Source organism: Mesorhizobium sp. BH1-1-5 (assembly GCF_020165615.1).
In the GTDB taxonomy this organism is placed as follows: Bacteria; Pseudomonadota; Alphaproteobacteria; order Rhizobiales; family Rhizobiaceae; genus Mesorhizobium.
Genome location: NZ_JAIUIM010000005.1, coordinates 290432 through 315227, shown reverse-complemented (window position 1 = coordinate 315227; position 24796 = coordinate 290432). Strand labels below are relative to the sequence as shown.

General features: G+C 63.8%; 25 protein-coding genes. 15 read left to right on the top strand and 10 right to left on the bottom strand.

The genetic code is table 11. From position 1 onward, the window contains the following. Positions 1–60 precede the first annotated feature (60 nt). The 12 genes from LB572_RS09470 (at position 61) to LB572_RS09415 (ending at position 13257) form a co-directional block, all read left to right on the top strand. Complete coding sequence (locus tag LB572_RS09470) at positions 61–495, top strand: EamA family transporter (RefSeq protein ID WP_140801663.1); 435 nt, start codon at positions 61–63, stop codon at positions 493–495. Continuing rightward, positions 492–1499 carry an NAD-dependent epimerase/dehydratase family protein gene (locus LB572_RS09465; RefSeq protein ID WP_224667542.1) on the top strand — a complete coding sequence of 336 codons (1008 nt, stop codon included), beginning with the start codon at positions 492–494 and terminating at the stop codon, positions 1497–1499. The genes LB572_RS09470 and LB572_RS09465 overlap by 4 nt, the downstream gene beginning before the upstream one ends. 22 nt (positions 1500–1521) lie before the next feature. Then, entirely contained in the window at positions 1522–2997 is a 1476-nt protein-coding gene (locus tag LB572_RS09460; RefSeq protein ID WP_224667541.1) for an aspartate aminotransferase family protein, read from the top strand. 12 nt (positions 2998–3009) lie between these two features. Beyond that, positions 3010–4242: a hypothetical protein gene (locus LB572_RS09455; protein ID WP_224667540.1), complete on the top strand. Its 1233-nt coding sequence runs from the start codon at positions 3010–3012 to the stop codon at positions 4240–4242. Next, positions 4239–4997, top strand: coding sequence for an FkbM family methyltransferase (locus LB572_RS09450; RefSeq protein WP_224667539.1), 759 nt, complete (start codon positions 4239–4241; stop codon positions 4995–4997). The genes LB572_RS09455 and LB572_RS09450 overlap by 4 nt, the downstream gene beginning before the upstream one ends. A 154-nt stretch (positions 4998–5151) precedes the next feature. Beyond that, positions 5152–7713, top strand: coding sequence for a GcvT family protein (locus tag LB572_RS09445; RefSeq protein ID WP_224667538.1), 2562 nt, complete (start codon positions 5152–5154; stop codon positions 7711–7713). A gap of 166 nt (positions 7714–7879) precedes the next feature. Beyond that, entirely contained in the window at positions 7880–8644 is a 765-nt protein-coding gene (locus LB572_RS09440) for a site-2 protease family protein (protein WP_224667537.1), read from the top strand. A gap of 60 nt (positions 8645–8704) precedes the next feature. Then, positions 8705–9646 (top strand): phosphoribosylaminoimidazolesuccinocarboxamide synthase, encoded by a 942-nt coding sequence (locus LB572_RS09435; protein WP_224667536.1) that lies wholly within the window; start codon positions 8705–8707, stop codon positions 9644–9646. Positions 9647–9725: 79 nt separating this feature from the next. Then, on the top strand, positions 9726–10568 hold the full coding sequence (locus LB572_RS09430; protein WP_140801655.1) for a DUF1194 domain-containing protein: 843 nt from the start codon (positions 9726–9728) through the stop codon (positions 10566–10568). Positions 10569–10680: 112 nt separating this feature from the next. Then, positions 10681–11631 carry an ABC transporter substrate-binding protein gene (locus tag LB572_RS09425; protein ID WP_224667535.1) on the top strand — a complete coding sequence of 317 codons (951 nt, stop codon included), beginning with the start codon at positions 10681–10683 and terminating at the stop codon, positions 11629–11631. A 61-nt stretch (positions 11632–11692) separates the two neighbouring features. Further along, positions 11693–12469: an ABC transporter permease gene (locus LB572_RS09420; protein WP_224667534.1), complete on the top strand. Its 777-nt coding sequence runs from the start codon at positions 11693–11695 to the stop codon at positions 12467–12469. Next, on the top strand, positions 12466–13257 hold the full coding sequence (locus LB572_RS09415; RefSeq protein ID WP_140801653.1) for an ABC transporter ATP-binding protein: 792 nt from the start codon (positions 12466–12468) through the stop codon (positions 13255–13257). The genes LB572_RS09420 and LB572_RS09415 overlap by 4 nt, the downstream gene beginning before the upstream one ends. A gap of 17 nt (positions 13258–13274) precedes the next feature. Here LB572_RS09415 and LB572_RS09410 read toward each other — a convergent pair whose 3' ends face one another. From LB572_RS09410 to LB572_RS09405, 3 genes are all read right to left on the bottom strand, one after another. Then, complete coding sequence (locus LB572_RS09410) at positions 13275–14213, bottom strand: GlxA family transcriptional regulator (RefSeq protein ID WP_254633786.1); 939 nt, start codon at positions 14211–14213, stop codon at positions 13275–13277. Between the two features lie 310 nt (positions 14214–14523). After that, positions 14524–14658 (bottom strand): hypothetical protein, encoded by a 135-nt coding sequence (locus LB572_RS34375; RefSeq protein WP_112099240.1) that lies wholly within the window; start codon positions 14656–14658, stop codon positions 14524–14526. A gap of 350 nt (positions 14659–15008) precedes the next feature. Continuing rightward, complete coding sequence (locus tag LB572_RS09405) at positions 15009–15194, bottom strand: hypothetical protein (protein ID WP_140801651.1); 186 nt, start codon at positions 15192–15194, stop codon at positions 15009–15011. Positions 15195–15413: 219 nt separating this feature from the next. On the opposite strand from LB572_RS09405, the gene LB572_RS09400 reads away from it, so the two are divergent. Beyond that, positions 15414–16313 carry a LysR substrate-binding domain-containing protein gene (locus LB572_RS09400; protein WP_040981895.1) on the top strand — a complete coding sequence of 300 codons (900 nt, stop codon included), beginning with the start codon at positions 15414–15416 and terminating at the stop codon, positions 16311–16313. A 1-nt stretch (position 16314) separates the two neighbouring features. Here the strand turns inward: LB572_RS09400 and LB572_RS09395 are convergent, their stop codons facing one another. Together LB572_RS09395 and LB572_RS09390 are read right to left on the bottom strand one after the other, a co-directional pair. Continuing rightward, complete coding sequence (locus LB572_RS09395; protein WP_224667533.1) at positions 16315–17277, bottom strand: alpha/beta hydrolase; 963 nt, start codon at positions 17275–17277, stop codon at positions 16315–16317. Positions 17278–17509: 232 nt separating this feature from the next. Next, positions 17510–17695 (bottom strand): hypothetical protein, encoded by a 186-nt coding sequence (locus LB572_RS09390; protein WP_224667532.1) that lies wholly within the window; start codon positions 17693–17695, stop codon positions 17510–17512. Positions 17696–17988: 293 nt separating this feature from the next. On the opposite strand from LB572_RS09390, the gene LB572_RS09385 reads away from it, so the two are divergent. After that, on the top strand, positions 17989–19011 hold the full coding sequence (locus LB572_RS09385) for an acyltransferase family protein (RefSeq protein ID WP_224667531.1): 1023 nt from the start codon (positions 17989–17991) through the stop codon (positions 19009–19011). 127 nt (positions 19012–19138) lie between these two features. Here LB572_RS09385 and LB572_RS09380 read toward each other — a convergent pair whose 3' ends face one another. Further along, positions 19139–21208 (bottom strand): ASKHA domain-containing protein, encoded by a 2070-nt coding sequence (locus LB572_RS09380; protein WP_224667530.1) that lies wholly within the window; start codon positions 21206–21208, stop codon positions 19139–19141. Positions 21209–21297: 89 nt separating this feature from the next. Between LB572_RS09380 and LB572_RS09375 the strand changes: the two genes are divergently transcribed. After that, positions 21298–21540: a hypothetical protein gene (locus LB572_RS09375; protein WP_224667529.1), complete on the top strand. Its 243-nt coding sequence runs from the start codon at positions 21298–21300 to the stop codon at positions 21538–21540. Between the two features lie 79 nt (positions 21541–21619). On the opposite strand, the gene LB572_RS09370 is transcribed toward LB572_RS09375, so the two are convergent. The 4 genes from LB572_RS09370 to LB572_RS09355 all read right to left on the bottom strand — a co-directional run bounded on the left by LB572_RS09370 (position 21620) and on the right by LB572_RS09355 (position 24710). Then, complete coding sequence (locus tag LB572_RS09370) at positions 21620–22594, bottom strand: methyltetrahydrofolate cobalamin methyltransferase (protein WP_140801647.1); 975 nt, start codon at positions 22592–22594, stop codon at positions 21620–21622. Between the two features lie 142 nt (positions 22595–22736). After that, positions 22737–23828: a methylenetetrahydrofolate reductase gene (locus LB572_RS09365; protein ID WP_140801646.1), complete on the bottom strand. Its 1092-nt coding sequence runs from the start codon at positions 23826–23828 to the stop codon at positions 22737–22739. Then, positions 23825–24415, bottom strand: coding sequence for a methylenetetrahydrofolate reductase C-terminal domain-containing protein (locus LB572_RS09360; protein ID WP_224667528.1), 591 nt, complete (start codon positions 24413–24415; stop codon positions 23825–23827). The genes LB572_RS09365 and LB572_RS09360 overlap by 4 nt, the downstream gene beginning before the upstream one ends. Then, positions 24408–24710, bottom strand: coding sequence for a virulence factor (locus LB572_RS09355; protein WP_112099163.1), 303 nt, complete (start codon positions 24708–24710; stop codon positions 24408–24410). Before LB572_RS09355 ends, LB572_RS09360 begins: the two co-directional genes overlap by 8 nt. Between the last annotated feature and the right edge of the window lie 86 nt (positions 24711–24796).

Genomic DNA, 24796 nt, shown 5'->3' with positions numbered 1-24796 from the left:
GAGCTTCACGAAATATTTGCAGGTCTATAATAGGACCGCCCAAGGGGCGGGGTAGCAACAATGAAATACATAATCTTCATTCTCTTCACGGTCATGACCAATGCCGCGGCGCAACTGATGCTGAAGCAGGGCATGATGTCGATGGGGCCGATCTCCTTCGAAGGCGTCAATCCGCTCGTCAAGCTCCTGCAGATCGTGTTCAGCCCCTGGGTGTTCCTCGGCCTGTGCACCTTCGTCATCTCGATGGCGTCGCATCTTTATGTGCTGTCCAAGGTCGAGCTCAGCTTCGCCTATCCGTTCCTCAGCCTCGCCTATGTCGCCGTGGCGATCTTTGCCTATTTCGTCTTCCGCGAGGACCTCAATGGCTGGCGCATCGCCGGCATCGCCTGCATCTGCGTCGGCACGGTCCTGATCGCGCAAAGTGGGCGCGGGCATGAGGACAGGACCGCATCCATCAATCCCGACAAGATCGGCACAAGCGAGGTCGTTCGATGAGACATGTGATTTTCGGCGGCGACGGCTTCGTCGGCCGTCACCTTGCCCCCAAGCTCGTCGCCGATGGCGAGACCGTCGTCGTCGCCGATATCGTCAAGAGCGACCTGCCGCATTACCGCTCGCTGCGCTTCATCACCTGCGACGTCACCGATCCCGCCTCGGTCGCGAAGGTGGGGCTCAAGGCCGATGACATGGTCTACAATTTGTCGGCCAAGATGCTGTCGCCGATCCAGGTGCGCGCCAAGCGGCATGATTTCTTCTTCCCGGTGAATTTCCACGGCACCGAGAACATCATGCAGGCGATGGACAAGGCCGGCGCGTCGAAGCTGGTCCACTACACGACCGACATGATCTACGGCCACACGGTGGTGCTGCCGATGACCGAGGACCATCCGGTCTCGCCGCTCGGCGAGTACGGGCTGTCGAAGCTGAAGACCGAGGAGCTCGCCGCCGAATGGCGCAAGCGCGGCATGTCGGTCTCGCTGTTCAGGCCGCGTCTCATCATCGGCCCCGGACGCCTCGGCATCCTGGAAAAGCTGTTCAAGCTGATCGACTGGAATCTTCCGGTGCCAATGATCGGCTCGGGCAGGAATCCCTATCAGTTCATCTCGGTGTTCGACTGCGCGGAGGCCGCCCGCGCGGCCTGGAAAGCCGGCGTGCCGAACGAGGCCTATAATCTCGGCTCGCTCAATCCGCCGCCGGTCAAAAGATTGCTCGGCGACCTGATCCGCCATGCCGGCTCGCGGTCGATCCTGCTGCCGACGCCCGGCTGGGCGGTCAAGCGCACGCTCGACCTGCTTGATCTCGTGAACATGCCGATCATGGATCCGGAACAGTATCTGATCGCCGACGAGGAGTGCGTGCTCGACGTGTCCAAGGCCGAGCGCCAGCTCGGCTGGGTGCCGCAATATCGCGACGAGGACATGCTGATCGCCGCCTACAGCGAATACCGCGCCAAGAAGGACGGCCATGCCGTCGCCACCACACACGTGCCTGCCGAATAAGGCGACGAAGGGAGATTCAGAGATGACCGTCATGGCCAAGCCGGAACAGACAGGCGCGCGCACGCTGGTCGACGCGCCGGCGCTTTCGCCCACCTCCATCGCCAAGCCCGAGCTGATCAGCGTCGAGCAGGCGAAGGCGATGGACGTCGCCCGCATCACCGACCTGTTCAAGGCGCATCTCAACCCTGGACAGCTGCATTTCATGAAGCTGCTCGGCTTCCACAAGGTCAAGATCGAGCGCGCCGAGGGCATGTTCTACATCGACCAGAACGGCCGCAAGATCCTCGACTTCTTCGGCGGCTTCGGCTCGCTCGCCTTCGGCCACAACCATCCGCGCATCCTGGATGCCCGCAAGAAGTTCCAGGAGGAAAAGCGCCAGGAGATCGCCATCGCCTTCATGTCGCAATATGCGGCAGCCCTTGCGCACAACATCGCCAAATGCTCGCCCGGCGACCTCGACATGGTGTTCCTCGGCTCGTCCGGCTCGGAGGCCATGGAAGCGGCGGTGAAGCTCGCCGAGCGCGCCGCCGGCCCGAAGCGGCCGAAGGTCGTCTATGCCGAGAATTCTTTCCACGGCAAGACCAAGGGCGTGCTGGCGATCACCGACGGCCAGCTCTACCGCGCCGACTTCAAGGTGGCGGACAATGTCGTGCGCGTTCCCTTCGCCGACATCGACGCCGTCGAGCGCCTGTTCAAGAGCGACCCCGAGATCGGCGTCATCGTGCTGGAAACCATCCAGGGCGGCGGCGGCATCATCCAGGCGCCAACCGAATATTGGCAGAAGCTGCGTGCGCTCTGCGACCGGCATGGTGTGCTGTGGGTCGCCGATGAGGTGCAGTGCGGCTATGGCCGCTCGGGTCGCTTCTACGCCTTCGAGCACTACGGCGTGGTGCCGGATGTGACGGCGCTGGCGAAGTCGCTTGGCGCCGGCAAGGCGGCGGTCGGCGCCATGATCGCCAGGCGCGACGTCTACATGAAGGCCTATGGCACGCCGAAGACGGCGATGATCCATGCCATGGCGACCTTCGGCGGCATGGGCGAGGCCTGCGTCACCGCGATCGAGGGCATCAATGTGCTCTATGACGAGGGGCTGATCGACAACGCCGCCTCGACCGGCGAGTACCTTTTGCAGCGGCTCAAGGCGCTCAAGGAAAAATATCCGAAGATCATCAAGGACGTGCGCGGCGAGGGCTTTATGATCGGGCTCGAGTTCCACGATTTCTCGCAGACCCTGCCGATGGTGCTCAGACCGGTGGTGAGCGTGCTCGACGACAAGCTGAAGGGCTCCCTGTCGGGTTTCGTCGGATCGCTGCTTCTGCGCGACTACGACGTGCTCGTCGCCTTCACCGAATACAACCGCAACGTCATCCGGCTCGAGCCGCCGCTGATCTGCCAGCCCGAGCATGTCGACCGCTTCGTCGACGCCTTCGACAGCCTGTTGTCGCGCGGCATCGTGGCGATCGTGAAGGATTTCGTGAAAAGCCAGGTCGGCAAGTAGAGGCCGCCGAGCATGCTGACCAGGCCGTCCGCTCCGACCAATCCGCTGGAACGGCTGACCGGCGCCGGCCTGGCGTGGGGCGAGGGGGCTTACGCAAAATGGGGCGCGTCGATCGGCGCGGTCGCCTTCTCGCTCTATATCCTGCTGACCGCCGCGACCGCCTGGTTCATGCCCGACGCCAACTGGGACATGCTGCCCTATCTGGCGATCGCCGAGGAAGGCACCTATCCCGATCCGCAGGCGCTGCACGACTATGCCTACAGCACGGTCAAGACCGGCGTGTCGGCCGGTGACTACAAGACGCTGACCGACGACGGCGGCGGCTTCCGCAGCCACATGTGGGACAGCGCGGCCGACTTCCATTCGCTGCTCGGCATGTACCGGATCAAGTTCCTCTATGCCGAGATCCTGTCCAACCTCAGCCATGTCGTCTCGCCGGTCGAGGCGATGCGGCTGGTGCAGGTGTTCGCGGTGCTTCTGTCCGGCGTCATCACGCTCGCCTGGCTGCGCGCGGAAGGCGCGCTGGCGCTGGCGCCGGTCGTCGGCGCGGTGCTGATCATGGCCGATTTCGGCGATGCGGCGCGGGCCTCGACGCCCGATCTGCTGTGCTCGGCGCTGTTCCTCGGCGGGCTCTTCGCCTATGTGCGCAAGCGCGAGGCGGCGACGGCGATCCTGCTTTTCCTGGCTTTCATGGCCAGGCCCGACAACATCGTCTTCCTCGCCATTTTCGCGGTGCTGCTCGTCGCGTTCCGCGAGAAGGCATGGGGCGCGCTGGTCGGTTTCGTTGCCTCATTCATCGCCTATTTCGCCATTTCGCACTGGGCGCAGCATCCCGGCTGGTGGCCGCATCTATGGTTTTCCAGCATCGAGCAGCACTACAACATGGTCGGCTTCGAGCCGCCATTTTCTCTGGCGGCCTATCTGAAGGCCTTCGCCGCGTCGGTGGTGCGCGCCATCGGCGTCAACAGCTGGGTCGGTGTTTCGGTCCTGGCACTGGCGGGCTGGTTCGGCTTGAACCGTGCTGGCTTCCAACTCGACCGCCGCGCCGGCATTCTGCTGGCGGCGCTGGTGCTCGGCGTGCTGGCGAAGTTCGCCGTCTTCCCGATCCACGACACCCGCATCTATTTCCCCAATCTTCTGCCGCCCTTCCTGCTGCTCGCCGCGCCGCTGATGGCTCTGTGGGCCGCGGCGAGCCAGGGCGGGCGCCGCGCGGCGCCGCAGGTCATTCCCGGAGATAAGTCATGAGCTCGCTTTCCAGCTTCGCGCGCATTCTCCTGTCGCTCGGCCTGCCTGCGGGCCTGCTCGATCGCGGGCCGGCGTTGCACGGCACGAAGTTCCTCGCCAAGGCGGCGCTCCGGGCGCGTTTCGGTGGCAATGGCCGGCCGTTCCAGATGGTCAATGTCGGCGCCTGCGACGGCGCGCTGTTCGATGACGTGACGCCCTGGCTGCACCGGATCCCCGGCGCGCGCGCCATGCTGGTCGAGCCGATCCCCTACAATCAGAAGCGGCTTCGCGCCAATTACCCGGATGCCGGCCGCTTCGTCATCGAGCCGGTGGCGGTGACAAGGACCAAGGGCACGATCACGGTCCACACCTTCGATGCCGCGGCGCTGGAAGCCGGCACGCTGCCGATCGAGTTCATCGGCTGCTCGTCGGTCACCGACACCAATCTGATGTCGGGCAAGAACGCCTGGGGCGCGGCCGACGCCAACTTCAACAAGTTCGCGCCGCATCTGAAGGACATCGAGGTGCCGTCGGAGACCTTGCAGACGCTGCTCGACCGCAACGGCATTGCCCATATCGACGCTTTCCTGGTCGATTGCGAGGGCGCCGACTGGATGGTGTTCGAGCAGCTCGACCTCGAGCGCTACCGTCCCGGCATGATCAAGATCGAGGTCGGCGCGCTGCCGGCCGCCGAGATCGGCCAGGTTGTGGTCAAGCTCAAGACCGCCGGCTACCAGGTCGGCTTCCAGGCCGAGGACGTCTGGGCCTTCGCCTGAGCCAATTCGTCTAGGGTGACTGCTCAGCGCGTTGGGTCGCGCCGCACCTGCGGCGTGTCGCAAACAGGCGGTAGCTCAATCCGCGTCCTCTGCATATTGTGCGCCATTCGAAGGGGCGCAAACGCGCCCGTCTATCGCTTTGGAGTCGCGGGCAATGGCAGAGTTTCCGAAAAAGGCGAAGGTCGTCATCGTCGGCCTGGGCGGTATCGTCGGCGCTTCGGTCGCCCACCACCTGATCGAGCGGGGCTGGGACGACATCGTCGGCATCGACAAGTCGGGCATCCCGACCGATATCGGCTCGACGGCGCATGCCTCGGACTTCTGCTACACGACCAGCCACGATTTCCTGTCGTGCTGGACGACGCTCTACTCCATCGATTTCTACGAGAAAATGGGCCACTACGCGCGCGTCGGCGGCCTCGAAGTGGCGAGGGTCGGCGACGATGCCCGTATGGACGAGATCAGGCGCAAGATCGCCTCGGCCAAATCCTTCGGCACGCGTGCGCGTCTGATCGAGCCGGCCGAGATCAAGGAAAAATTCCCGCTGATCGAGGAGCATCTGGTGCAGGGCGGCCTGTGGGACCCCGACGCCGGCCTCGTCATCCCGCGTTCGCAGACCGTTGCCGGCAAGCTGGTCGACCAGGGTGTCGCCACTGGCAAGCTGCAGGCTTTCGCCAACACTTCGGCCAAGTCGCTGATCGTCGAGAACGGCCGCATCAAGGGCGTGGTGACCGAGCGCGGCACGATCGAGGCCGATTACGTCGTGGTCTGCACTGGCATCTGGGGCCGGCTCACCGCGGCGCTGGTCGGCGAAGACCTGCCGGTCATGCCGATCGACCATCCGCTGACCTTCTTCGGCCCCTACAACGAGTTTGCCGGCACCGGCAAGGAGATCGGCTGGCCGCTGCTGCGCGACCAGGGCAACTCGGCCTATATGCGCGACACCGGCGATCCGAAGACCGCCGAGGGCGGGCAGATCGAATGGGGCTACTACGAGGAAACCAATCCGCGCCTCTGCCACCCGCGCGACCTGCTCGAAAAGGATCAGGCGCGACTGTCGCCGTCGCAGCGCGACCTCGACATGGAGCAGATCATGGCGCCGCTGGAGCGCGCCATGGAGCTGACGCCGATCCTCGGCGAGCTCGGCTACAATGAAGGCCATTCCTTCAATGGCCTGCTGCAGGTGACCACCGACGGCGGCCCGTCGATGGGCGAGAGCCAGAAGGTGAGGGGCCTGTGGTATGCCGTCGCCATCTGGGTCAAGGACGGCCCGGGCATGGGCAAGCTGATCGCCGACTGGATGACCGACGGCCGCACCGAGATCGACCACCACCAGATCGACTATTCACGCTTCTACCCGCATCAGACGCAGGAACAGTTCATCTGGGATCGCTGCACCGAGACGGCGATGAAGGTCTACAATCCGGCGGTCCATCCGCGCGAGCCGTTTTCGAAGGGCCGCAACATCCGCCGCTCGCCCTTCTGGGAACGCGAGAAGGAGCTCGGCGGCTATTTCATGGAGCTGGGCGGCTGGGAGCGCGCGCATGGCTATGCCGCCAACGAGCATCTCCTGGAGAAGTACGGCAACCGCGTGCCGGTGCGCGAGAATGAATGGGACAACCGCCATTTCTGGCGCGTCTCCAACGCCGAGCACCTGGCGATGAGCGAGGATTGCGGCATCGTCAACCTTTCGCACTTCTCGATGTACGACCTCGAAGGGCCCGACCATGTCGCGCTGCTCGAATGGCTGTGCGCGGCCAAGATCGGCGGCGACAACAACATCGGCAAGGGCATCTACACCCACTTCCTCGACGAGGAAGGCATGGTGCGCGCCGACTTCACCGTCATCCGCATGGCCGACCGCTGCCGGGTGATCGACGGCGCCGACGCCGGCCCGCGCGACTTCCGCTACATGCAGCGTACCGCGCAGGACAAAGGCTTCGACGCCGCCGTCACCGATGTGACCGAGAAGTACGTCACCATCGGCATCTGGGGTCCGAACGCGCGCACGACGCTGCAGAAGGTGGTCGAGAATCCGGAAGGCCTTTCAGTCGAGAACTTCCCCTTCGCCGCGATCAAGCCGATCAAGATCGGCGGCAAGGACGTCACCGCCTTCCGCATCTCCTATGTCGGGGAGCAGGGCTGGGAACTGCATATGCGCTACGAGGACGGCCTGGCCGTCTGGGACGCGCTGCGCTCGACCGGCGTCATGCCGTTCGGCGTCGAGACCTATGCCAACACGCGCCGCATGGAAAAGAGCCTGCGGCTGCAGAACGCCGATCTTCTGACCGAGTACAATCTGCTTGAGGCCGACCTTGCCCGTCCGAAGGTCAAGGAGAACGACTTCTGCGGCAAGGCCAAGCATGTGGAATACCGCGCCCGCGAGCACCAGCCGGCGATGCTTTGCACGCTGGTGATGACCGAGAACACCGATTCCAAGGGCGTCGCGCGCTATCCGGTCGGCACCATGCCGGTGCAGGATCCGGCTAGCGGCGAGACGCTGGTCGACGAGCTTGGCCGCCGCTCCTTCACCACCTCGGTCGCCTACGGCCCGACCATCGGCAAGAACATCGCGCTTGCCTATCTGCCCCGGGCCTACTGCCAGGAGGGCCGCAAGCTGCAGGTCGAGTATTTTGGCGAGACCTATCCGGTCGAGGTGGCCGGCGTCGGCTACAAGCCGCTTTACGACCCGGAGAACCTCAAGCCGAGAAGCTGAGGATCGCTGACGCAGAAAGATGCAAGGCCCGGCTTCGGTCGGGCTTTTGCTTTGTGCGGGCCGAGATTCTCGCTCTATCTCTTTGTTTTAGCGCAATTCCGGACGGAAAACCGCTCACACTTTTCCTGGAATTGCTCTAGCGTTGCGCAGGGTGGAGTGAGCAGGCTTGCAACGGTTCGGCTGGGACATGAAGAACGACGCGTTCGTCTTCAGGATGAACGGAGACATTCCCGTTCATGTCAGCTGGACCTTTGCCATTCCAGCCATCCTGCCGTTCCTGCATGAGTGGTCGAGGCGTCCGCAGACCGCGCTGACCCATACCGTCATATTCGCCGTGCTTCTGTTCCTGTCGGTGTTCCTGCATGAACTTGCCCATGTCTGGGCAGCGCGACGGCGCGGCATCGGCACCCAACGGATAGACCTCTACCTCTTCGGCGGAATTGCCTGGTTCAAGCCCGGTATGGCCTCGCCCTATGGCTGGGCGTGGATCGCCTTCGCCGGGCCTTTGCTGAATATCGTCCTGGCGGCGGGCTTTGCCGCTGCCTATTACCTTTTTGCCCGGCCTTTATTGCCTGTCGAGCCGGCTGGTCTTTTCAGTTCGCCGCCTCCCAGGCCGGACACGCTTCTTGCCTGGACGTGTTGGTTTGGCGCCTTGGTGAACGCGGTTCTGGCCATTCTCAACCTCCTTCCGGCCTATCCGCTCGATGGCGGGGCGATCGCCAGGCACCTGCTGGCGCCGCGCTTCGGCGCGGATACCGCTGTGCGGATCGTCGGCTTCTGCGGCGTCTTGCTTTCGATCCTGCGTTTCGCGGTCATTGTGCCTGCGGCCACAGCCGGAATCCTGTTGTGGATTCCACCTTCCTTCAGGCCGAACTGGCGAGCGTTCCGCGCTGCCGGCAATAAGAAGCCCGCTCCGCAGCATCCGGCTTGATGTGCAGGGGGCCAGCGGCTTATGTGGCCGCATCAGAAGCCCGCGAAAGCAACACGCCCCATGCGCATCCTGTCCGACGCCTTCATTCCCGAATTGCCCAATCGCTACAATGGCAAGGTGCGCGAAAACTACGATCTGCCGGACGGCCGCCGCATCATCATCGCCACCGATCGTCTGAGCGCGTTCGACATCATCCTGGCCTCGATCCCGTTCAAGGGAGAGGTGCTCACCCAGACGGCGCGCCATTGGTTCGAGGAAACCGCCGACATCTGCCCCAACCACGTGCTGGAATATCCCGACCCCAATGTCGTCGTCGGCACGCGGCTCGACATGCTGCCGGTCGAGATGGTCGTGCGCGGCTATCTGGCTGGAACCACCAGCACCTCGATCCTGACCAAGTACCGGAAGGGCGAGCGGAGCTTCTACGGCCATACCTTTCCGGACGGGCTGCGCGACAACGGAAAGCTGCCGGAAGCGATCATCACGCCGACCAGCAAGGCCGCAAGCGGCGGCCATGACGAGCCGCTGTCGGAGGCGGAAATCATCGAGCAGGGGCTTCTCACGCAGGCGCAGTGGGACACCGTGTCTCGCCATGCGCTGCAGCTGTTCGCCCGCGGCCAGCAGCGCGCCGCCGAACGCGGCTTGATCCTGGCCGACACCAAGTATGAGTTCGGCACCGCGCCGGACGGCACTATCGTGCTGGCGGACGAAATCCACACGCCCGACAGCAGCCGCTACTGGATCGCCTCGACCTACGACCAGGCGTTCGAAAGCGGCGGGCGGCCGCAGAGTTTCGACAAGGATTTTGTCCGCTCCTGGGTGTCGGCGCGATGCGATCCCTACAAGGACCAGATCCCGCAAATTCCCGACGAGATCGTCAATCAGGCCTCGGCGGTCTATATCCAGGCCTATGAGGCGATCACCGGCGCGAAATTCGTGCCCGACCTTTCCGGCGATACCGTGCTGGAGCGCATTCGTTCGAACCTCGCGCGGTATTTTTAGCAAGGTCCGCGCCGGTGGAAATCCGATGCCCCCGGATTCCCAGCTTTTGCATGCGGCGATTTTCGCCTAACCTTCCCCCATGTCTGCTTATGCCCGCGCAAGGCATATCCTTTCAGGCAGTGCCGCGTTGGCGCTGGCGCTCTGGCTGACACCGGCAGCATCTCCCGCAGAGCCAGTCGATGTCGAACTGGTGCTGGCGGTCGATGTATCGCTCTCCATGTCGCCGGCGGAACTGGAGATCCAGCGTCATGGCTATGCGGCGGCGCTGACGCATGACAACGTGCTGAAGGCCATCGCCGACGGCGCCTATGGCAAGATCGCCGTCACCTATGTCGAATGGGCAGGCACGACCTGGCAGCGCGTCGTCGTGCCATGGACGGTGATCGCCAATCGCGACGATGCCGAGAAGGTGGTGGCTCAGCTCAACGCCCGCCCGCCGGACAGCGCCCGGCGGACCTCGATCTCCGGCGCGCTGACCTTCGGCAGCGACCTGTTCGCCGAGAGCGGTTTTCAGGGCACGAAGCGCGTCATCGACGTCTCGGGCGACGGGCCCAACAACCAGGGCGCGCCCGTCAACCTCACACGCGACGGGGTGGTCAAACAAGGCATCACCATCAACGGCTTGCCGCTGATGACCCGCGGCAGGTTCAGCGGCGCCTTCGATGTGGAAAATCTCGACCGCTATTACAGCGACTGCGTCATCGGCGGGCCGGGCGCCTTCATGATCCCGGTCAATGACTGGACGCAGTTCCCCGAAGCAATCCGCCGCAAGCTGGTGCTCGAGCTTGCTGGCCCCGCCTCGCCGCAATGGGCGGCGGAAGAGGCCGCGCATCCGCCGGTCGTGCTCGCCGACGACAAGCCGGCCGCCGACTGCCTGGCCGGCGAGAAGATGTGGCGCAATCGCGGCTGGGGCATGCCGTGACGGATCGGAAGCGTCGGACTGGACCAAGGTCGAGTGCGGCTTCTGCTTCATTGACAAGCCTTTTGGCGTCTGTGAGACAATCTGCGCTCCACCACAAAAAAGGGGAACCACAATGAACAGAACCTCCATCTTCGCGGCGGCGCTGACGGCGGTCGCGGTGCTCAGCGCGCCCGCGATGGCAGCCACCTCGCTCACCATCGGCATCAGCGGCTGGACCGGCTTCGCGCCGCTGACCTTGGCCAAGCAGGCCGGGCTTTTCGAAAAGCACGGGCTGGACGTGACGCTCAAGAAAGTGCCGCAGGCGAGCCGTCCGCTGGCCATCGCCAGCGGCGACCTGCAATGCGCGGCGACCACGGTCGAGACCTGGATGGTGTGGAACGCCAGCGGCGTCACCACCAAGCAGATCTTCCAGCTCGACAAATCCTATGGCGCCGACGGCATCGTCGTGCGCAACGACATCAAGAGCGTCGCCGATCTCAAGGGCAAGAACGTCGCTTCGTCCGCGCCCGGCACGTCGCCTTACTTCCTGCTCGCCTGGGTGCTCAACAAGAACGGCATGTCGACCAAGGACGTCACCGTCGTCAATCTGGAGCCCGACGCGGCGGCGCAAGCCTTCCTCGCCGGCCAGAACGATGCCGCCGTCACTTACGAGCCCTTCATCTCGGCCGTGCGCGACAAGGCCGACCAGGGCCATATCCTGGCGACCACGCTCGACTATCCGATGGTGATGGATACGGTCGGCTGCACACCGGACTTCCTCAAGGCCAATCCCGACGCGGCCAAGGCGCTCGCCGACAGCTATTTCGACGCGCTCGACATGATCAAGAAGGACCCGCAGAAATCCTATGAGATCATGGGCGCCGACGTGAAGCAGTCGGGCAAGGAGTTCGAGGATTCGGCCAAGTACCTGAAATGGGCCGACAAGGCGGAGAACAAGCAGTTCTTCACCAAGGATTTCCAGGACTTTTCCAAGACGGCTGGCGAGCTGCTGCTGCAGATGGGGCTGATCAAGGAAGCGCCCGATGTGACGACGCTCGCCGACACCAGCGCGGTGGCCAACTGATCGCGTATCACCCGATCGGCGGCACCGCGCCGCCTATCCCTTCTTTCGAGGACAGGGCCTGATGCTGCGTCCCTTGCATCCCGTTGCGCCGGGCACGCGAACCGTGCTCGGCATCGCTTTCTTCGTGCTGTTCGTGGCCTTCTGGGCATGGATCACGCTCGGCGGCCATGTGAACCGGATCTTCCTCGCCGATCCGCTGTCGATGCTGAGGGACGGCTGGCGGCTGCTCGTCGAAGACCGTTTCTGGCTCGATATCCTGATCACCATCTGGCGCGTCTTCGGCGGCTTCGTGCTGGCGTCGATCGTCGCGGTGCCGATCGGCATCGCGATGGGCGCCTGGAAGCCGGTCGAGGCCTTCCTCGAGCCGTTCGTGTCGTTTGCGCGCTACCTGCCGGCATCGGCCTTCATCCCGCTGCTCATCCTGTGGGCCGGCATCGGCGAGCTGGAAAAGCTCCTGGTGATCTTCGTCGGCTCGGTGTTCCAGATCATTCTGATCGTCGCGGTCAAGGTCGGCGGCACGCGCCGCGACCTGGTCGAAGCCGCCTATACGCTGGGGGCTACCGACAACGGCATCGTCAAGCGCGTCATCATGCCGGCCAATGCGCCGGAGATCGCCGAGACGCTGCGGCTGGTGCTCGGCTGGGCCTGGACCTATGTGATCGTCGCCGAGCTGATCGGCTCATCGTCGGGCATCGGCTACATGATCATCAACAGCCAGTCGCGGCTGGCGACAGGGCAGATCATCTTCGGCATCATCGTCATCGGGCTGATCGGGCTTCTGTCCGATTTCGCCTTCAAGGCGCTCAACCGCTGGCTCTATCCATGGAGCCTGGCATGAGCAAGCTGCTGATCGAGGGCGTTTCACGGACCTTTGACGGGGTCAGGGGCGGGCAGCCGGTGCAAGCGCTGCAGCCCGTCGACCTCGCGGTCGCGGCCAATGATTTCATCACCATCCTCGGACCGTCCGGTTGCGGAAAGTCAACGCTGCTCAGGATCGTCGCCGGGCTGGAAGCGCCGAGCACCGGCCGCGTGCTGCTCGACGGCAAGGCGGTCACGAGGCCCGGACCGGACCGCGGCATGGTGTTCCAGTCCTATACGCTGTTTCCCTGGCTGACAGTCGCCGAAAACATCGGCTTCGGCCTGCGCGAGCAAGGCAGGCCAGAGCGCGAGCGCAACGAGATCGTCGCCTCCTATGTCGATCTCGTCGGCCTCAAAGGTTTCGAGAATCATTGGCCGAAGCAGCTGTCGGGCGGCATGCAGCAGCGCACGGCGATCGCGCGCGCCTTGGCCAACGATCCCGCGATCCTCTTGCTCGACGAGCCGTTCGGCGCGCTCGACAACCAGACACGCGGGCTGATGCAGGAATTGCTGCTCGGCATCTGGGAGCGGCGCAAGAAGACGGTGCTGTTCGTCACCCACGACATCGAGGAGGCGATCTTCATGGCGTCGCGGGTGATCGTGATGAGCGCCCGGCCCGGACGCATCAAGTCGGACGTGCCGGTCGACCTGCCGCATCCGCGCCATTACACGCTGAAGACCAGCCCGGAATTCTCGGCGCTCAAGGCGCAGCTTACCGAAGACATCCGCGTCGAGGCGATGCGGACGGCGCAGACGCAATCCGTATAGAGAACCGCGCCTGCCTGTTATGCCGCCAGCAGCTGCTTGCGGTCGACGCGCTCCTGCTGCGGCGAGCGGGCGTAAAGCTCGCGGTAGCATTTGGAGAAATGCGAGGCGGAGACGAAGCCGCAGGCCACCGCCACCTCGACCACCGGCATCGACGACTGGATCAGCAGGTGCCTGGCCCGGTCGAGCCGGATCTCCAGATAGTAGCGGGCGGGCGACCGGCCCATCTCGGTGCGGAACAGGCGCTCGATCTGCCGGCGCGACAGATCGACATGATCGGCGATCTCGATCAGCGACAGCGGCTCGGAAAGATTGGCCTCCATCAGCTCGATGATGGTGAGCACCTTGGAATTCTGCACGCCGAGGCGAGCGCGCAGCGGCAGGCGCTGGCGGTCGGTCGGGCTGCGCACGCGGTCGGTCAGCACCTGCTCGCAGACGCGGTTGACGAGGCTTTCGTCGAAATCGTCGCCGATCAGCTTCAGCATCATGTCGAGCGCTGCGGTGCCGCCGGCGCAGGTGTAGACGTTCTGGTCGACCTCGAAGAGGTCGGCAAAGACATTGGCCTTCGGGAACGCCTCGGAAAAGCCCGGCAGGTTCTCCCAATGGATGGCGCAACGCTTGTTGGACAACAGGCCCGCCGCGGCCAGGATATGCGCGCCGGTGCACAGGCCGCCGACGGCGACGCCGCGATTATACTCCTCGCGCAGCCAGGCGAAGGCCGATTTGTTGTGGTAGCGCTCGACATTGATGCCGCTGCAGACGATCGCCATGTTCGGCCGATCCGGCCCGGCCATCTTCTTGCGCTCTTCCTCGAGCGAGGTGTTCACGGCGCATTCGACGCCGTTCGAGGCGCGCACCGGCTTGCCGTCGATGCTGGCCAGCCGCCAGCGATAGGCCTCGTAGCCGAGCATCCGGTTGGCGGAGCGCAGCGGATCAAGCGCCGTCGCGAAGGCGATCATGGTGAAATCGGGAATGAGGAAGAATACAAACGATCTCTTGATCGCATGCTTTACGGCATTCACGGGGAAACCTCACGCAGCCATGACGCGAACAGGATGTCGCGAACAGCATAGCGACAACAGGAAAAACCATTCCTGTCAATCGGGTAGGCGGCTAAGTGAAGATTATATTTGCGACATGGGTCGCAAATGGGCAATGCGTGCAACCGCAGCGCGCCGCTGCACGGGCGGCAGGTGTCCGCGCTCAAATGAAAACGCCGCCTCGGCGGAGCCGGGCGGCGTTGAATTCAACTTATTGGGCCGGATTGTCTTAGGCAATGAAGCCGAGACGGGCAGCAGCCACGGCACCGGTCTGGCCGGGCATGGTCTTGGCGAGGCGCTGACGCTCCAGGGCGGTCGTCAGGTTCATTTCGCGGCGGGCAAACAGGCGGGCAAAGAGCTTCATCATCATCTCCATTTGGTTGCTCAGACGGGTCGCCTTCGCTTAAGGAGTGGGGCAGCTCGTTTTTGCTGACGCTCATATAGGCCTGCTTCAGCAAAAACTAAATCGCAAAAACGAAGCGCTTGATATGAAAAGCGACATGATTTGCGACGTTATTGTGCAGGCTGCCTAAAATTTCCTATTATCTACAGTGCTTTAATTTGCAAATTAACCCGCTATGCGAGTGGTTCATATGCGTCATGCAGCGGCCGCATGGCTGGAAAAGTTGTTTGAATGCAAACAAAAAGGCTCAAAACGAACAAAAGGCCTGCCGAGCTGACGCGGCAGGCCTTCAGAACTCCATACACACTTGATTACTTCGCTCCGGCCCAGCTTCCGACGCCGAGGCGCAAGCCGGGCTTGGCATCCGCGGCTTCCGGCCAGCCGATATCCTTCTGCAGTTCGATCGGCAGCGCATGGATGGCGCGTTCGGTCTGGTAGCGGGCGCGGGCCGCGCTGAATTCGGTCGCAAGCCGACCAATGGACGACAGGATAGACATTTCTTTCTCCTCTATGCGGGCAGGGAGGCGCCCGTCATTGCGTTAAGTCAGATCTGTTTCAGCTTCATTTCGTGTCGATTGCAGGACTGTGTCGGGGTCGTTTGATGGCTGCTTTTGGCAGCATCCCGCATCGATCGAGTTGACTATGCGCCCGGAGTGATGTTCAATCAAACGAAATGGAATGATGGATTGCATCAGAAAAATTGAAGGCAGCCTGCCATGAACGCCCCGCTCAATCATCCTTTGCCGCTGCTTGATCTCGATGTGCTGCGCACTTTCGTGGCGATCGCCGAGACCGGCAGCTTCACCACCGCCGCCAATGCGGTGTTCCGCACGCCGTCGGCCGTCTCCATGCAAATCAAGAAGCTGGAGGACATCCTCGGCCGTTCCGTCTTCGCGCGCGATGCGCGTTCGGTGACGCTGACCACCGATGGCGAGATGCTGCTCGGCTATGCGCGCCGGCTGTTGTCGATCAACCGCGAAGTGGTGTCGAAGTTCATCATCCCCGACATTGTCGGCGTGGTGCGCCTGGGCTCTCCGGACGACTATGGCGAGCGTGTGCTGCCGCATGTGCTGAAGCGTTTCGCGCAGTCGCATCCCTCGATCGCCGTCGACGTCACCATCGACCAGAGCATCAATCTGCGCCGCCGCATGGACGACCGCGCGCTCGACATCACGCTCCTCACCAATTCCTACAAGACCAGTGCGATCGGCGCCGAGGTGCTTTTGACCGAGCCGATCGTGTGGGCCGGCGCCAAGGGTGGCTGCGCGCATCTGCGTGAACCTCTGCCGGTGTCGCTGTGGGAAGAAGGCTGCGCCTGGCGGGCAGGAGCGCTTGAAGCGCTAGGGCGCGAGGGACGCAACTACCGTATCGCCTATATGAGCGCCCACACGGCCGGCCAGCGCGCCGCGATCATGGCTGACCTCGCGGTGGCGCCGCTGCCGAAGTCGTTCCTCGGCGACGAGATGGTCTCGCTGGGCGCCAAGGACGGCATGCCCGAGATCGGCACCTACAATCTCGCCATGGTGGTGGCGCCGGACGCCAGCGCGCCGGTGAAGGCCGTCGCCGACCACATCCGGGCGACGTTCGAACTGTTCCGCGAAACCGGCAAGTTCTGAACTATTCGGCCGCCGGCGCGGGCCGGGCCGCGAAGGCAGCCTTTGTCCTGCGCCGCGCGCGAGCCCGTCGCGGTGGCGGAGTTGCAAGAAAGTCGACGATGCTGTCGCGCGCGCGGCGTGCTTCAGGCATCTCGATCAGCGGCCAGACGTGGAACATGCCTTCCTCGTAGACCAGGTCGACCTCGACGCCGGCAGCGCGCGCGCGTTCGGCGAAGATGAGATTATCTGGTGTCAGCATGTCGCGTGAACCAGTCAACAGCAGCGTCTTCGGCAGCACGGATAAGTCGCCGTAAAGCGGGCTGATGTGCCAGTCGTTGCGGTCGAAACCGGCGCTGTAGAGCCGCACCGCTTCCAGCCCACCCGGAATACCCAGCCACGGATCATGCCGCTCGGCCTCGAAGACTTCAGGATTTGCAAGCGAAACGTCGAGGCCGGGCGAGATCAGTACATGACGCGACGGCGAGGGCAGGCCCTCCTCGGCCGCCATCATGGTCAGCACGACGGCCATGTTGCCGCCGGCGGAATCGCCCATGAAGACGATGTCCTCGGCGTCGGTGTCTTCGAGCATGCGCCGGTAGACGCCGCCGACCATGCCGAACATGTCATGGAAATCATGCTCGGGCGCGATGGGATAGATCGGCACGGTGATGCCGAAACCGAGACGCTCGGCCATCTCGGCGATCAGCCCCCAATGATAGGACGTGATCTGAAAAACATAGGCGCCGCCATGCATGTAAAGGATGCGCCGGCTCTCGCCCGGTTTCGGGGCGATCTCATAGACGGGAAAGCCGTCGATTTCGGTCTCGGTGATGTCCAACCGTGCCTTGAGCAAGGCCGGCGGATGATAGTCCTCGGTCTTGCGGGCGTAGGCGATCCAGCGCTGGAGGTTCTCGGGACTGGAAAACGCCTTCTTGCGGCTGTGCCGCAGAACGAATGAAACGAGATGGCTTTTCAAACTGGGCATGCGGATACACGGATCTCGGCGGAGCCGACTAAGAGAATTCCCCTGCTATCCGAAGATTGTACCTCAGTTAAAAATTTCAAGGTTCGCCGCTGGCACATCGGTGTGATCCGATGGGGCCAGTGTCAACGCCGCTTCGGCAGCAGCGCCCCGCGCAATTTGTTATCCTCGGTCGCCGAGGCCGCGTCGCGGCCCCGGCGTTTGCCGAGCAGTTTGCATTTGTCGGCGAGGGTCATCAGCGCGGCGTGCCCAGAAGCAGCGCATGGAGGGCTGCCTGCGGGTCGCTTGGCGGCGAAGCCGGCCAGCCGATATCCTTCTGGACATGCGCCGGCAGGCTGTTCAGCGCGCGGATCGCCTTGTTCCTGGCGTGAGCCTGCCTGATGGTCACACCGAAGCGGCTGAGGCTATCGTACATCGACATTTTCATCTCCCTTGAAGACCGGCGACGGCCGCGGATTGTCCGCAGCCGCCGTTCGATGTCCGGTTAAATCGCTCACGCATGTATCGGATCGATTTCGCGAAAACAGCGTTTCGGTTTCCGGATCGCGCGAATCCGGAAACATTTGCATACAAACGAATTGCGAGGCTGCTATGCCGGTTTCTATCCCGATAGCCGCCCTCGGCGGTTGACAGAGGCGAGCGGCTGCTTTGTTATTGTGCAATGCGGCGTGGGGCATGTGCACCGCAACATGATGCGATACGGGTCAGGGCATCGTGACGAGCATTCATAGTGTTCAATATCTGCGCGGCCTTGCCGCGTGCGCAGTCGTTTGCTTCCACGTCAGCGAACAATTCGGCGGCCCGTTCCACGTGGGAGCAGCCGGCGTCGATGTCTTCTTCGTCATCAGCGGCTTCATCATGTGGGTGACGACCGCCGGCAGGCCGGCCAACCCTTGGCGTTTCATGGGGCGCCGCATCACCCGCATCGTGCCTCTCTACTGGATCGTCACGCTGCTGACCGCTGCGGGCATCCTGCTCAAGCCGCAGTTCTTCTACGGTCATTTCTTCAGTGTCCCGAATTTCGTCGGCTCACTGTTCTTCCTGCCGGTCCTGCAGGAGGGCGCGCTGCATCCCATCGTCATACAGGGTTGGACGCTTTGCTATGAAATGATGTTCTATCTCGTTTTCACACTGGTCCTCTTCATGGGCGAGCGCTGGCGGTTCGGTGTCCTTACCGGTGCGCTTGTCGCCATCGTCGCGCTGCATTTCGTCCTTCCCGCGGGATACGCACGGGCCTTCACCGATCCAGTCGTGATCGAGTTCGCGGCCGGCGTCGTCGTGGGACGCTTGTGGCTCCAGGGTGCCAGGCTGCCGCTCGGCGTGGCGCTGGCGATGGCTGGCGCGGGATTCCTTCTGTTTGCGGCCGGCCCGCTGTTCGATGCCGATTTGCCTCGTGCCTTGCGTTGGGGGCCTCCGGCCGCGCTGATCGTGGCAGGCGCGGTCTTTGCCGAGCGGGCACGGCCGTTCAAGCCGGCCGCCTTGCCGAGCTTTCTCGGCGATGCGTCCTATTCGATCTACCTGTGGCACGTCGTGGTCGGCGTCCTGGCGACGGGAGTCGTCCTGAGGACCGGAGTTCCGGCGGCGCTGCAGCCGACGACGATCCTGGTTGCCACGCTCGCGCTCTCGGCGATGCTCTATCTGGTCGTCGAAAAACCATTGATCGGGCTGCTGCACCCGCAACGCCCGAAGGCCGCCATCAAGGCAAGCAATGCCGCGGCCGCAGGGGCCGCGGAATGAACTCGCTGCACGCTTGAACTTGCTTTAAAGCGCGCCGCGATCTTTCAGATTCGCTCCCTGCGCTTTAGGTTTTTGATTTTACGCATGTCCTTATCCGAAACCGGTTCCCGCTTTCGGGAGACATGCTTTAGTCGCGGCCGCGCCGTGCCGCGCGCTCCTCGCGGGAGCGCCGGCGCGGGGTGGCATCGCCGGCGGTGCCGTCCTCGCTCATCGCCTTGCGCGGCGGTAGCTTCACCGCGGCCGACAGCTTGGGGAAGGGATCGACCTTGTTCGGCAGCGCCATGGCGTAGACGAAGTGCTCCTGGAACTTCGGCTCGAGCGCGGTCTCGATCTTCTCGATCCTGCTCACCGTTTCCTCGATCTCGCGGCGGTAGCCGCGATTGAGCAGTGCCATGCGGGCGCCAGCGCCGGCGGCATTGCCGACGGCCGAGACCTTGTCGAGGTCGCAATCCGGGATCAGGCCAAGCACCATGGCGTATTTCGGATCGATGAAGGAACCGAAGGCACCGGCGAAATGGATCCGGTCGACATGGTCGGTGAGCTGCTTTTCCATCAACAGCTTGGTGCCGGCATAGAGTGCCGCCTTGGCGAGCTGGATGGCGCGCACGTCGTTTTGGGTGATGGTGATCTTCGGCTCGCCCTCCTTCAGCACGTAGGAGAAGGTGCGGCCGTTGGCGACGACGCGCGGCGAGCGCATGCTGAGCGATCCGTCGACGACGCCGTCTTCGGAAATGATGCCGGCCAGATACATCTCCGCCACCACCTCGATGATGCCGGAGCCGCAGATGCCGGTGACGCCGGTCGCCTGCACGCTGTCGATGAAGCCGGGCTCGTCCGACCACAGTTCCGAACCGATGACGCGGTATTTCGGCTCCAGCGTGTCCGGGTCGATGCGCACGCGCTCGATGGCGCCGGGCGCGGCACGCTGGCCGCCAGAGATTTCGGCGCCCTCGAAGGCGGGACCGGTGGGCGAGGAGGCCGCGACGACGCGCGTCGAATTGCCGAGCACGATCTCGGCATTGGTGCCGACGTCGACGATCAGCATCATCTCGTCCTGGCGATGCGGGCCTTCCGACAGGGTGACAGCGGCCGCATCGGCGCCGACATGGCCGGCAATGCAGGGCAGCATATAGAGGCGGGCGCCCTGGTTGAGCTTCAGGCCGATGTCGGAGGCCTTGATGCGCACCGCGCCGGAGACGGCAAGGGCGAAGGGCGCGCCGCCGAGCTCGGTCGGATCGATGCCCAGGAACAGATGGTGCATGATCGGATTGCCGACGAAGACGGAATCCAGGATGTCGGCGCGCTGGACGTTGCCTTCGGCGCAGACCTTGTCGACGAGGCCGGAAACCGCCTCGCGCACGGCGACCGTCATGCCTTCGCGGCCGTCGGGGTTCATCATCACATAGGAGACGCGGCTCATCAGATCCTCGCCGAAGCGGATCTGCGGATTGGAGGTGCCGGAAGACGCCGCGACGCGGCCCGACAGCAGCGACACCAGATGCATGGCGATGGTGGTCGAGCCGATGTCGCAAGCGAGGCCGTAAGCCTCGTTCTTGAGGCCGGGCCACAGCGCGATGACGCGCGCAATGTCGCTCTCGGCATCCTTGTGGATAGCGGCGGTGGCAGCCCAATTGCCCTTGCGCAGGATGCCCTGCACCTGCGGCAGCAGATAGAAGTCGAATTCGAGGTTCTTGAGGCCCCAGTCCTTCATCAGGGCGATCTTGAGCCGGTCGAGATCGCCGAGCGGCTTGTGCATGTCGGGCTCTTCGAGCTCGACATAGCACATGCGGATCGCCGTATCGCGGGCGATCACCCTGGTGTCGGCGTCCTTGCGAATGGTCTGGGCGTTGATGACCGTGTCCTGCGGCACGTCGATGACCAGGTCGCCGAGGATCTGCGCCGAGCAGGAGAGGCGACGCCGTTCAGGCAGGCCGCGCACGCGTTCGTAGCGCTCTTCCTTGGCGCCCTTGGGCGAGATGTGGTCTTTGGACGAGACGATCTTGTGCTTGGCGAAATTGCCTTCCTGCACTTCGATCTGGCAGCGCCCGCAGGTGGCGCGGCCGCCGCACACGCTTTCGACATAGACGCCGAGCTGGCGCGCGGCATCGAGGACCGGCGTGCCGACCGGGAACCGGCCGCGCTTGCCCGACGGCATGAACAGCACGAGCGGATCGGTGATGTTGGGGGGAGGATTCATGCTGGCACGTGTCTCGATGGCAATTGCCGATGCCGTTTAACGGATCGTTTTACTATTGGGCGGAGAGTCCGTTGGTCCAGGGGCCAACCATGTCGGATCTGCTGATCTCCGCCGTCCTCACCGCCTTCACCATGGTGCGCGTGATCAAGGGCTCGTGGCTGCGCAATCCGCAATACCTCGCCACCGGGATTGTCGGCGCGATCGTCGGCGCGCTGGTGCTGCACACGTACTGGCCCGCCTATGACGATGATTTCATCGTCGGCGGCGTGACAGGCATCTTCGGATCGTGGGCGGGAATGGCGCTGTTCGACGCCATACTGGGCATGGCCTGAACGCAAAGCAGAGCTGTCCGGCCGCATCCACGATGCGATCGGACAGGCATTGTTTGCGGTGCGGCTCACGATTGCGCGCTTATCCCCTGGCCATGCGGGCTTCACGACCGCCGCGGCGGCGGCCGCCGGCGGCAGCGCCGTCGCCCGGCGCGGTCACCGCGACTGGAGCGGCAACCGGATGGCCGCCTTCGGCCGGCTTGTAGTCCTTGTAGGTGCGGATCCAGTTGGTGCAGTTCTCGTCGGTGCCGTTCAGCACATTGGCGCCGCGCACGGCTTCCATTTCCTGCGGACGGACCGGGTTCATGATGGCGCTGGTCATGCCGGCGCCGATCACCATCGGGATGAAGGCGGCGTTGATGCCGTGGCGGTGCGGCAGGCCGAAGGAGATGTTGGAAAGGCCGCAAGTGGTGTTGACCTTGAGTTCTTCGCGCAACCGCCGCAGCAGCGCGAACACCTGGCGGCCGGCATCGCCCAGCGCGCCGATCGGCATCACCAGCGGATCGACGACGACGTCATACGCCGGGATGCCGAAGTCGGCGCAGCGCTCGACGATCTTCTTGGCGACGGCGAAGCGGACATCCGGGTCCATCGAGATGCCGGTCTCGTCGTTGGAGATGGCGACGACCGGGACGTTGTATTTCTTGACCAGCGGCAGGATGGCTTCGAGCTTTTCTTCCTCGCCGGTGACGGAGTTGACCAGCGGCCGGCCCTTGGCGACCTTCAACCCGGCCTCGATAGCGGCGGTGACGGAAGAGTCGATCGACAGCGGCAGATCGACCAGCCCCTGCACGATCTCCAGCGTCTGGACCAGCAGACCCGGCTCCGTCTCATTCGGGTTGACCGAGGTGACGCCGGCATTGACGTCGAGCATGGTGGCGCCGCAGGCGGCCTGCTCCAGCGCGTCCTTGATGACGGTCTCGAAGTTGCCGGCCACCATCTCGGCGGCCAGCTTCTTGCGGCCGGTCGGGTTGATGCGTTCGCCGATCACGCAGAAGGGCTGATCGAAGCCGATGACGATTTCTCGGGTCGCCGAGGCGACGATGGTGCGGGTCATGCGATCTCTCCGTCGGGATATAAAGACTTCTTTATATCGTTATCTGATCTGGTTCAAGCGAATGCGTTCCGGCAGCGTCCTTAGACTCCAAGTCAATGTATGTCGTTGTCCCAAAACCGTTCCCACTTTTGGGCGACATACATCAATGCGCGGTCTTCACCATATCCACCTGGGTTTCGGTAATCTCGTCGTGCAGAATGTGGCCGAGTCGCTCGGCGACCAGCTGGTCATCGCGGCGGATCTCGCGCTTCCAGGGCTGGCGGCCTTTCAGCACGCCGGATTCATCGACGATCTCGGCGACATATTCCTCCTGGCGGTAGGCCATCACATGGATGCCGGCGACGCCCGGGATTTCCTTCACCTCGTTGATGATGTCGATGCAGAGCTGCTTGCCTTCCTTCTTCTGATCCTGCGCGCCCTCGAGCCGCTTGATCACCGCGTCGGGGATGTGGATGCCCGGCACGTTGGAGCGGATCCATTTCGCCGTCTTGGCGGAAGCGAGCGGACCGACGCCGCAGAGCAGGAAGAGCTTTTCGGTGTGACCGAGGTCTCGGGCCTTCTGCATGAAGGTTTTGAACATCGGCACGTCGAAGCAGTACTGCGTCTGCGCGAATTGCGCGCCGGCTGCGATCTTCTTGCCGAGATGGATCGGGCGGAAATCGTAGGGTGGCGCGAATGGATTGACCGCGCAGCCGAGGAAGATCTGCGGCGGCGTCGTCAGCTTGCGGCCGGACAGGAACTTGCCGTTGTCGCGCATGATGCGGCAGGTCTCAAGCAGCGACATGGAATCGAGGTCGAACACCGGCTTGGCGCCGGGCTGGTCGCCGGCCTGCACGCCGTCGCCTGTGAGGCACAGCATATTGGCCACACCCATCGCGGCGCCGCCCAGCACGTCGCCCTGGATGGCGATGCGGTTCTTGTCGCGGCAGGCGATCTGCATGATCGGCGCATAGCCCATGCGGGTGAGCAGCGCGCAGATGCCGACCGAGGACATGTGGCAGTTGGCGCCCGAGGCATCGACAGCGTTGATAGCGTCGACCCAGCCGTCGAAGATCTTGGCACGGTTGTAGACGTCTTCCGGATCGGCGCTGTCGGGCGGGTTGAGCTCGGTCGTCACCGCGAATTCGCCACGGCGCAGCACGCGCTCCAGCCGGCCGCGCGAAGTGTGACCGGGCAGGGGATCGAGCGGCAGGTGGATGCCGGCCGGGTTCTCGTCGCGCTGGCGGCCGGTCATGCCGAAGCTCCGGGGTTCTGGGTCGTCTCGCGCGCCGCGGCGGATTGCGCGGTCACCCGCAGCCAGGCCGAGGTTTCGCGCAGCGACTGATCGACCGGCTTCTGCACGGTCAGGATCTTGTCGCCATGCACCATGTTGCGCGAACCTTCCCAGGCCTTGACCCAGACGCAGGGCATGTCCGGCTCGACCTCGCAATTGCCGTTGGCGCGCACGCCGCCGCATGGGCCGTTGCGCAGCTGCTTCGGGCAGTTCATCGGGCACGACATGCCGGTGGAGGAGAGCACGCACTGGCCGCACATGCGGCAGTCGAACATGAAGCCCTTGACGCGCTTCTCGACGAATTTCACCGGCGCTTCGACGCGGCCGTAGCCGATGCCTTTCCACAGAGGGTGCAACAGCAGGAAGGCATCGGCGAACCGGCTGTAGAACCATTCGAGCAGTCGCGAATGGCGGATCGACCACAGGCGCACCGCAAAAGTGCGCTGGACGCGCCGCTGCGGCGACACGTCGGCAGGCTTGTAGTCGGATTTCGGCGCTGCCTTCTTGACCAAAGTGGCCTGGGTGACCGCCGGCTCCTTGTCAGACATTTTCTTTCCCGCCAGCCTTGACCAGAGCGACCAGCCGCTCGCGGTCGTATTTCGCGTCGAGTTCCTGAAAAGCCTTCTCGACCTCGGCCTCGATGTCGTCGCCGACCGGGATCGGGTCGGCCTTGCGCCACTCGGCCAGATAGTCGTCGGTGCCGCCGGCGCCCGTGCGCATGGCGCACATGTCGATCGCCTCGGTGAAGCGCAGCGGCAGTTCGCGCTTGGCGTTCTGCCGGCCCTTCTTGACGATGACCTGGGCGGGGATGTCGCGCCAATAGACGACGATCAGATCGGCCATGAAACTCTTGCTCCTTGATGTTGCGAGCATTGCCGCAAGCGCCATGAGGCCGCTTGTTATGGGACGACGCGCGCGCCTTCAAAAGC

Excerpts from the sequence above, each read along its gene's own strand:
- LB572_RS09460 (WP_224667541.1), top strand. The coding sequence starts at position 1,522 with ATGACCGTCATGGCCAAGCCGGAACAGACAGGCGCGCGCACGCTGGTC.
- LB572_RS09365 (WP_140801646.1), bottom strand. The coding sequence starts at position 23,828 with ATGACCGGCCGCCAGCGCGACGAGAACCCGGCCGGCATCCACCTGCCG.
- LB572_RS09430 (WP_140801655.1), top strand. The coding sequence starts at position 9,726 with ATGTCTGCTTATGCCCGCGCAAGGCATATCCTTTCAGGCAGTGCCGCG.
- LB572_RS09420 (WP_224667534.1), top strand. The coding sequence starts at position 11,693 with ATGCTGCGTCCCTTGCATCCCGTTGCGCCGGGCACGCGAACCGTGCTC.
- LB572_RS09445 (WP_224667538.1), top strand. The coding sequence starts at position 5,152 with ATGGCAGAGTTTCCGAAAAAGGCGAAGGTCGTCATCGTCGGCCTGGGC.
- LB572_RS09400 (WP_040981895.1), top strand. The coding sequence starts at position 15,414 with ATGAACGCCCCGCTCAATCATCCTTTGCCGCTGCTTGATCTCGATGTG.
- LB572_RS09405 (WP_140801651.1), bottom strand. The coding sequence starts at position 15,194 with ATGTCTATCCTGTCGTCCATTGGTCGGCTTGCGACCGAATTCAGCGCG.
- LB572_RS09390 (WP_224667532.1), bottom strand. The coding sequence starts at position 17,695 with ATGTCGATGTACGATAGCCTCAGCCGCTTCGGTGTGACCATCAGGCAG.
- LB572_RS09375 (WP_224667529.1), top strand. The coding sequence starts at position 21,298 with ATGTCGGATCTGCTGATCTCCGCCGTCCTCACCGCCTTCACCATGGTG.
- LB572_RS34375 (WP_112099240.1), bottom strand. The coding sequence starts at position 14,658 with ATGAAGCTCTTTGCCCGCCTGTTTGCCCGCCGCGAAATGAACCTGACG.
- LB572_RS09360 (WP_224667528.1), bottom strand. The coding sequence starts at position 24,415 with ATGTCTGACAAGGAGCCGGCGGTCACCCAGGCCACTTTGGTCAAGAAG.
- LB572_RS09355 (WP_112099163.1), bottom strand. The coding sequence starts at position 24,710 with ATGGCCGATCTGATCGTCGTCTATTGGCGCGACATCCCCGCCCAGGTC.
- LB572_RS09470 (WP_140801663.1), top strand. The coding sequence starts at position 61 with ATGAAATACATAATCTTCATTCTCTTCACGGTCATGACCAATGCCGCG.
- LB572_RS09380 (WP_224667530.1), bottom strand. The coding sequence starts at position 21,208 with ATGAATCCTCCCCCCAACATCACCGATCCGCTCGTGCTGTTCATGCCG.
- LB572_RS09435 (WP_224667536.1), top strand. The coding sequence starts at position 8,705 with ATGCGCATCCTGTCCGACGCCTTCATTCCCGAATTGCCCAATCGCTAC.
- LB572_RS09410 (WP_254633786.1), bottom strand. The coding sequence starts at position 14,213 with ATGATCGCCTTCGCGACGGCGCTTGATCCGCTGCGCTCCGCCAACCGG.
- LB572_RS09395 (WP_224667533.1), bottom strand. The coding sequence starts at position 17,277 with ATGCCCAGTTTGAAAAGCCATCTCGTTTCATTCGTTCTGCGGCACAGC.
- LB572_RS09455 (WP_224667540.1), top strand. The coding sequence starts at position 3,010 with ATGCTGACCAGGCCGTCCGCTCCGACCAATCCGCTGGAACGGCTGACC.
- LB572_RS09425 (WP_224667535.1), top strand. The coding sequence starts at position 10,681 with ATGAACAGAACCTCCATCTTCGCGGCGGCGCTGACGGCGGTCGCGGTG.
- LB572_RS09415 (WP_140801653.1), top strand. The coding sequence starts at position 12,466 with ATGAGCAAGCTGCTGATCGAGGGCGTTTCACGGACCTTTGACGGGGTC.
- LB572_RS09450 (WP_224667539.1), top strand. The coding sequence starts at position 4,239 with ATGAGCTCGCTTTCCAGCTTCGCGCGCATTCTCCTGTCGCTCGGCCTG.
- LB572_RS09465 (WP_224667542.1), top strand. The coding sequence starts at position 492 with ATGAGACATGTGATTTTCGGCGGCGACGGCTTCGTCGGCCGTCACCTT.
- LB572_RS09370 (WP_140801647.1), bottom strand. The coding sequence starts at position 22,594 with ATGACCCGCACCATCGTCGCCTCGGCGACCCGAGAAATCGTCATCGGC.